This window comes from Selenomonas sp. KH1T6 (assembly GCF_900108415.1).
Taxonomy (GTDB): Bacteria; Bacillota; Negativicutes; order Selenomonadales; family Selenomonadaceae; genus Selenomonas_B; species Selenomonas_B ruminantium_A.
In genome coordinates this window covers 22,642-29,685 of the sequence record NZ_FNWN01000030.1, presented here as the reverse complement: position 1 = coordinate 29,685, position 7,044 = coordinate 22,642, and the positions used below count along the sequence as shown (strand labels likewise).

At 48.6% G+C, this 7,044-nt stretch carries 7 protein-coding genes; 4 read left to right on the top strand and 3 right to left on the bottom strand.

Features of this window, described 5'->3' with window-relative positions; translation table 11 throughout:
- From BLW59_RS13965 to BLW59_RS13950, 3 genes are all read right to left on the bottom strand, one after another.
- On the bottom strand, positions 1-266 hold a 266-nt coding region (locus BLW59_RS13965; protein ID WP_175463457.1), incomplete at its 3' end, for a transposase.
- 813 nt (positions 267-1,079) lie between these two features.
- Entirely contained in the window at positions 1,080-2,114 is a 1,035-nt protein-coding gene (locus BLW59_RS13955) for a hypothetical protein (protein WP_074698263.1), read from the bottom strand.
- Between the two features lie 135 nt (positions 2,115-2,249).
- On the bottom strand, positions 2,250-2,576 hold the full coding sequence (locus BLW59_RS13950) for a hypothetical protein (RefSeq protein WP_074698262.1): 327 nt from the start codon (positions 2,574-2,576) through the stop codon (positions 2,250-2,252).
- Positions 2,577-2,828: 252 nt separating this feature from the next.
- On the opposite strand from BLW59_RS13950, the gene BLW59_RS13945 reads away from it, so the two are divergent.
- The 4 genes from BLW59_RS13945 (at position 2,829) to BLW59_RS13930 (ending at position 6,889) form a co-directional block, all read left to right on the top strand.
- A complete protein-coding gene (locus BLW59_RS13945; RefSeq protein WP_081348547.1) occupies positions 2,829-3,509 on the top strand; it encodes a YczE/YyaS/YitT family protein in 681 nt (226 codons plus the stop codon).
- A gap of 132 nt (positions 3,510-3,641) precedes the next feature.
- Complete coding sequence (locus BLW59_RS13940; RefSeq protein WP_074698261.1) at positions 3,642-5,195, top strand: DNA methylase; 1,554 nt, start codon at positions 3,642-3,644, stop codon at positions 5,193-5,195.
- A 299-nt stretch (positions 5,196-5,494) separates the two neighbouring features.
- The gene (locus tag BLW59_RS18210) at positions 5,495-5,653 is read left to right on the top strand and encodes a hypothetical protein (RefSeq protein ID WP_318258615.1); all 159 of its coding nucleotides are present in this window, start codon (positions 5,495-5,497) and stop codon (positions 5,651-5,653) included.
- Positions 5,654-5,764: 111 nt separating this feature from the next.
- The gene (locus tag BLW59_RS13930; RefSeq protein ID WP_074698260.1) at positions 5,765-6,889 is read left to right on the top strand and encodes an MBL fold metallo-hydrolase; all 1,125 of its coding nucleotides are present in this window, start codon (positions 5,765-5,767) and stop codon (positions 6,887-6,889) included.
- Positions 6,890-7,044 lie beyond the last annotated feature (155 nt).

The window sequence follows — 7,044 nt, the reverse complement described above, 5'->3', positions numbered from 1 at the left end:
ATCTCCACATCGCCAAAGCTGGTGCGGAGATTCTTGCGGCTGTGGCCGTTACGGCTGTTGTCCGTATCCTTGTTCTTGTAGTCATACTTACCATAGCCCAGGGAGTCATCCAGCTCTGCTTCAAGGCCATTCTCCATGAACTCTGCTATAGTTTCCTTAAATAAGTTCTGAATGTCCTCCATGCTGGTGACGTTGCTTTCTTGCAGCAGTGCCCGAATCTTCTCCCGGCGGGCTTGCTCTTCTGGGGTGCGTGATTTTCTGCTCATAAAAATACCTCCCAAGTGATGTTCCCATTTTACATCACTTGGGAGGTTTACACAAAATCCGGGGTAGACTCGGGTATTCACATACTACGCTTAATATGTATCTGTCTGAGTTTCTCAGGACTTACTACCCCCAGGCGGAGTCATCTCGTCCATCTGTATGATAAGTGGGTGGAAGTATTTTTCCTCTGCGGCCTGACGAGCAGCTATGGCTTCCTCAAGAGTAGCGAAACTGCCAATGTTTATGCGTAGCCCTTGGCATGTTAATTGTACAACGTAAGGGTGCAAAGACCTTTTAAGCTTGTGTATTCCCTTGTACCCTGTATTGCTATGTGATTTGTTAGACCTAATATTATCGTTGGTTTGAAGCTGTCTTGCTTTTGTGATAGCTCGGGGGGTGATTCCCAAACCGCAGCCACAGTCTTTTTTGCAGCCACTTACAAGCTGGGATATAGAGGCTAGAGTGAATTCTCCGCAATCGCACTGGCAAAGAAGCCTATATTTGTTTTTATCGGTTTGGATTATATTTTTTACAGAGAGATAATGGAAACGCTTCCCTATTAAAGGTTCCATTTGGCTGATAAAACGATAGTGACATTTTCCGCAACTACGAAAATAACCATTTAATAAGTCTGAGGTAGTACGAAATATTATATTGCTACAATCACAAAGACACAACCAACTGGAATGGTGTCTGGGGCGAGAATCCTTTTTTATGACAGTTAAAGAGCCAAAACGGTCTCCTATATTAACAGATTGCTTCATTAGGAAGGCCTCCCTATATAATCGGCTTTTACGTGTTATCAAAAGCTAGGGTTAAGAAGTTGAATGACCAATCTTGTCAAGCTGTTCTATGATGGGGCTGAAATATTTTTCTTCGGCCGCAATGCGAGCTTTGACAGCCTCCTCCAGTGTGGGAAATTGTCCTAGATAGTGATGTACACCTTGGCAGGTTATGGTGGCCTCATAGGTTGTAGTCTTCAGACGTTCTCTCCTGTGAACCCCCTTGAAGCCGGTATTGCTGTGAGCCTTGTGGTATCTAATGGCATCATTGGTTTTGAGCTTCTGGGCTGCAGTTAAATCGCGGTGAAGTGGATTTCTGACTCGCTGGAGGATGTTTAGATTACAGCCGCAGCTGCGCTTATAACCCTTGGTTAGCTGGTCTGTGGTGGCCAAAGTGTGCTTGCCACAGTCACAGAGGCATAAGAGCATGAATTTCTTAGGTTCTGTCTCTACAATGTCTTCTACTGTCAGATGATAGTATCGCTTGCCTATCATGGTCTCTTTGACTCTTATAAGATGGTATTTGCATTTGCCGCAACTGGTGTGCTTACCACTGAGCAGGACTGAAGCATAAGCCGTAAATTCGTTGCCACAGTCGCAACGGCAGTGCCAGACTGATTTGTCCCTGGGATCGTTGCTGCAGGATATGACGGTTACGTGGCCAAAACGTCTGCCGGTCAGGTCATCATTCACATGCCTGCTGGTGAGGTGTTTGCACCCGCAACTGGTTCTGCGCCCTGTAATGAGAGCTGAGGCAGGAATTTCGAGTGTATTGCCGCATTCGCACTCACAGAGCCAGCTGAATTTGCGGCGTGTGTTGTTGCTGCGGGATAGTACCAGCAGGCGGCCGAAGCGTTTGTCGGTCAGGTCTTTCTCCTCGCTGTGCTTGCTTCGGCTTTGGCAACCACAACTTCTGGCTGTGCCATGTAAGAGGCGCGATGAAGGGAAATAGACTTCTTTGCCGCAGTCACAGCAGCAGAGCCAGCTTGAAGTGTGCTTGGGACGGTTATCGTTATCTATAACGGTGAGGGAGCCAAAGCGGTCACCGATTTTGATGGTTGCTGCCATTAGATATCTCCTGTATGTATTCTGGGGTGGATTGACGCGAGGCCCGATGTCGCCTGTATTCATTCTATAACACTTGAAGACTCAGAAAAAGTGGCTTCAGGATGTTAATAATTAACATCCTGAGGGGAGAGTTTATCATTTTTTCTTCACCCGCTCCCAAAGAGGGGATTTGACTTCCTTGGATTTAGCAGCAGCTTTAACTGAAGGTATCGGTTGCTGGGCAGATCCAAGCTGGGACCAATTCATAGGTGCAAATGTTTGGGGCATAGCGTTTGCGGCGGCCTTAGCAGCTTCTTTTTTGTGGTGTGCTTCTATTTCCTCATGGGTAGGGACGGGAATAGCCCTTGCGGTTCCTTGTGCATAATTCGTTTGTTCTTGTCGGATGACCCGTGAGGCAGGTTTTTCCTGCTGCAGGCCACCGCCTAATAAATAGCTTAGTAGAGCTTGTTTATCTGTTTCCAATATGGTCGCCTCCAATTATGCTAAGCATCTGGTACGAATAAGTCTTTGGAATGCAGGTTTCCATTATGGTGAAGGATTCGCCAGCTGGGCTATAAAAACCTTTTTGGGAAGCCATGGGGGAAGTCTCTGCGTGGAAAATCTAAGTGCATTATTTACGGAGCAACCAGGATATTATTAATTATTAACATCGCCGTACCTTCATTCATGTGGTAGAATCAGTATATACTAGGGAGATGATAGGAGGCTGTGAACTTGAAAGGTTCCGTTGGTGACTCTGATAGCAGAAAAACGATCTGCGGTCAATGGCTGCAGATAGCTGCAGGGCTTTTAGTCTTTGCCTTCGGGGTGCATCTGACCATCTATGCCAACATTGGTCTGGCTCCCTGGGACTGCCTGGGAATGGGTATATCCTATCATACACCCTTAAATTATGGCATTTCCATGACACTGGTAGCTATCCTGGTTCTTGGCATTGATCTGCTGCTCAAGGAACGAATTGGCTACGGCACTGTTATTGATGCCCTGCTGACGGGCAATTTTGTACAGGTGTTCAATGACCTTAACCCGTTGTCGGAGAATCATAGTCTGTGGCTGGGAATCTCTGTGATGCTGGCAGGCTTCGTGTTCATGGCTTTGGGGATGTATATCTACATGAAGGCGGGGCAGTGCTGTGGGCCTCGGGATGCCCTGCTGGTTGGTGTAGGCAAACGCTTTCCTAGAGTTCCCATTGGCTATGTCCAGATTGGGATGTGGGCTGTTGTACTTCTGGCAGGATGGCTTCTGGGCGGCCCTGTGGGCATCGGGACGCTCATCAGTACCGTTGGCGCAGGGGCCGTCATGCAGGTGGTATATAATATCATCCGATTTGAGCCAAGGCACGTTAAACACAGAAGTGTTGCAGAAGTTACGCAGGTATTGCTGAGAGTTCAATAAATGACGAGCTTGATAAAAGAATTTTCCTGAATCGGCTCCCGCTGAATAAGCGGGGGCCTTCGTGTTTTAGGATGTTAATTATTAACATCCTAAAACAGAACATACTTTCTATATCGACAAAAATATGATAGAATGAGGAAAGGAGAGGAGGGGGCCGTATTGGATAAGGAAGGTAAGAGAACTTACATTGCCATAGATCTAAAGAGCTTCTATGCTTCGGTGGAGTGCGTGGAGAAGGGGCTTGATCCTCTTGATGTCAATCTGGTGGTGGCAGATTCATCCCGCACTGACAAAACCATCTGCCTGGCTGTGTCTCCGGCCCTTAAATCTTTCGGTATACCAGGACGGCCCCGGCTCTTTGAAGTCATCCAACAGGTGGCTTTCATCAATGGGCAGAGGAAGTATAGCACTCCTGGCTGCAGGCTGGAGGGAAAATCCTGTCTGGCATCTGAGCTGAGGATGAATCCAAATCTGGAACTGGACTATATTGTTGCCACACCGCAGATGGCAAAGTATATGCAGTACAGTACCTGGATATACTCAATCTACCTTAGATTCATTGCCCCGGAAGACATCCATATCTATTCTGTGGATGAGGTTTTCATTGATGCCAGTAAGTATTTGGAACTCTACAAGGTTGATGGACATGGGCTGGCCATGATGCTTGTGCGAGAAGTTTTGAAGGAGACCAAGATTACAGCTACTGCTGGGATTGGCACCAATATGTATCTGGCCAAGGTGGCAATGGATATTGTAGCCAAGCATATGCCCCCGGATAAAGACGGCGTCCGTGTGGCGGAGCTGGATGAGATGAGCTTCCGGGAGAAATTGTGGGATCATAAGCCACTGTCAGATTTTTGGCAGATAGGCAAGGGGATATCCAGGAGACTAGCCAAGCATGGCCTGTATACCATGGGGGATATTGCCCGGTGCTCACTGGGCGACAGAGCCAGTTTCTTCAACGAAGACTTGTTGTACAAAGAATTTGGCGTGAAGGCCGAACTGATTATTGACCATGCTTGGGGCCATGAGCCGGTGGAGATAAAGGATATAAAGAGCTATGTGCCCATGTCCACCAGCATGAGTTCCGGGCAGGTACTCATGCGTGCTTATGAGTTTCAGGAAGCTCTGGTGGTTACACTGGAAATGACGGAGCAGCTAACTTTGGATTTGGTGGCCAGACAGTATGTAACACCTCAGCTGATGCTGGATGTGGGCTATGACATAGAAAGCCTCAAAGGGCCTGGTGCGTTGACATACAAGGGAACAATCCACGTAGATCACTATGGCCGCAAGGTACCTGCTCCGGCCCATGGTTCAGTAAGCGTGGAGCCTACCTCATCTACTAAGGTGCTTATGGCCGCCATGAAGGCGCTATATGACAGAGTGGTTAATCCTAGTCTCTTGGTTCGGCGCATCACAGTAACGGCAGCCGGGTTGATAACAGAAGAAACTGCGGCGAAACGTGAAAATGGTAGTCAGGAGCTTGACTTGTTTGCTGATCCGGCGGAAGAGCAGCGGAAGGAACGGGCTAGGCAATATGCCAGGAAGGAACAATCTTTGCAACGTGCTGTTTTGGCTATCAAGGAAAAGTATGGGAAGAATGCCATGCTTCGGGGTATGAACTTCTTGCCGGGAGCCACGGCCATTGAGCGGAATGGGCAGGTCGGCGGCCATAAGGCGTAGGATGTTAATTATTAACATCCTACGGGGAGGTATTGGCTGAAACAAAGTTGAATATAGCCTGAGAGGGGGAGCCGAGTCGTTTAAGGCGTTTAAGTTCGGGGATATAGTATCGAATATCGGAGCCACCTCTTCTTTATATTGGTCATCTTCCAAGGGGGAGTAAGCAGTGGAGGAAATCAAGGGGAAGTTTGCGACAGCAATTTCCTACGCAAAGGTAATAGACGAAAATGCACGGGGGCAGATTGCCCGCATGTGCGACTATGATTTCACCAAGGGCAGCAGGATCCGCATTATGCCCGATGTCCATGTCGGGAAGCATCGAGATAGACCAGGCCAAGGATGGTACGTACTACCTTGTCATCCATACGGGGAGCCGCAATATTGGCAAGCAGGTGGCTGAGATTTATCAGGAACTGGCTATGGAATTGAATGCTGGCAAGGTGTCAGATTTGGCTTGACTTGGAGCAGGCTCCAAGTGTTAGAGTAAAAGAGGAAACTGCATATGTAGTACAGAATGAAACAAGATGACTGAGTTAAAGCGAAGTAATTAGGGCAGAAAGGACATCTGCATGAAGCGAAGAACATTTATCTTGGGAGGTATCAGCACATTGGGTATGCTGACTGGTGGTGGGGCTTTGTTTGTGAATCGCCCGGAATTTGGCAGGGCACCACGGGGAGAGAGGCTGGCCCGCATGGAGGCATCGCCCCACTATGTGAACGGGCAGTTCCAAAATTTGGTGCCGGTGCAGGTCATGGATGAAAAGAACGGGGAGAACAGGCTGGTGGCTACTGCCAAGTTTCTCTTTGGGGACAAGTCTGAGCTTTCGCCCCGAGAGCCGATGTTGTCAAAGAAAACTGATTTGCGACAGCTTGACCCTGCCCGTGATGCCGTGGTTTGGATGGGGCATTCTACCTTTTTCCTGCAGCTTGGGGGCAGGAGGATTCTCATTGACCCGGTTTTTTCTCCTTATGCTTCTCCCGTTTTTTTTATAAACAAGGCTTTTTTAGGTAGCAATGTCTATACGGCGTCAGATGTACCGGAGCTTGATTTGCTTGTAATTTCCCATGACCATTGGGACCACTTGGATTATCCCACGGTGATGGCCCTGAAGCCCAAAATCAAGCAGATTGTCTGTCCCTTGGGGGTGGGTGAGTATTTCGAGCATTGGGGCTTTGACCCGCAGATTTTACATGAGGAGGACTGGGATACGGAAATAAAGCTGGCCGAAGACTTTTCCATCCATATCCTGCCATCCCAGCACTTTTCAGGTCGCTTCTTAACCCAAAATCCAACCCTGTGGTGCGGCTTTGCCTTTGTGACACCGGAGCGCAAGGTTTACTACACCGGTGACGGTGGCTATGGGGAGCATTTCAAGGCCATTGGCGAAAAGTTCGGCGGCTTTGACCTGATGCTGGGGGAAAATGGCCAGTACAATATGGCCTGGCACGCCATACACATGCTACCTGAGGAAACGGCCCAGGCGGCGGTGGACGTGGGAGCCAAAATGCTCCTGCCTGCCCACGGCGGCAAATTCGCCCTTTCCCGCCACCCCTGGCAGGAACCATATAGGGAGCTGGCAAAAGCAAGCCAAAACAAGGGCTATAAGCTGCTCACGCCGGAAATTGGTGAATTGGCTGTCATTGGCAGCGAGCAGCTGGAAATATTTGATGACTGGTGGGAACGGATGGAATAAATATATTCGTGCTGACTGTAGCTGAGGTAGTAATTGCTGAAGACACTCTTCAGTAGGTTAGTGAGCCATCTGTACAACGGGCATCTGAGGGCATGCAATTGTGGCAATTCAATTTCTCCGGCACGCTGGATATTGGTAATCTGGTGCTGGTAGAT

Bases quoted from the DNA above. Each gene is read 5' to 3' on its own strand.
- BLW59_RS13955 (WP_074698263.1), bottom strand. From the start codon at position 2,114: ATGGCAGCAACCATCAAAATCGGTGACCGCTTTGGCTCCCTCACCGTT.
- BLW59_RS13940 (WP_074698261.1), top strand. From the start codon at position 3,642: ATGAGGAAAGGAGAGGAGGGGGCCGTATTGGATAAGGAAGGTAAGAGA.
- BLW59_RS18210 (WP_318258615.1), top strand. From the start codon at position 5,495: ATGTCCATGTCGGGAAGCATCGAGATAGACCAGGCCAAGGATGGTACG.
- BLW59_RS13930 (WP_074698260.1), top strand. From the start codon at position 5,765: ATGAAGCGAAGAACATTTATCTTGGGAGGTATCAGCACATTGGGTATG.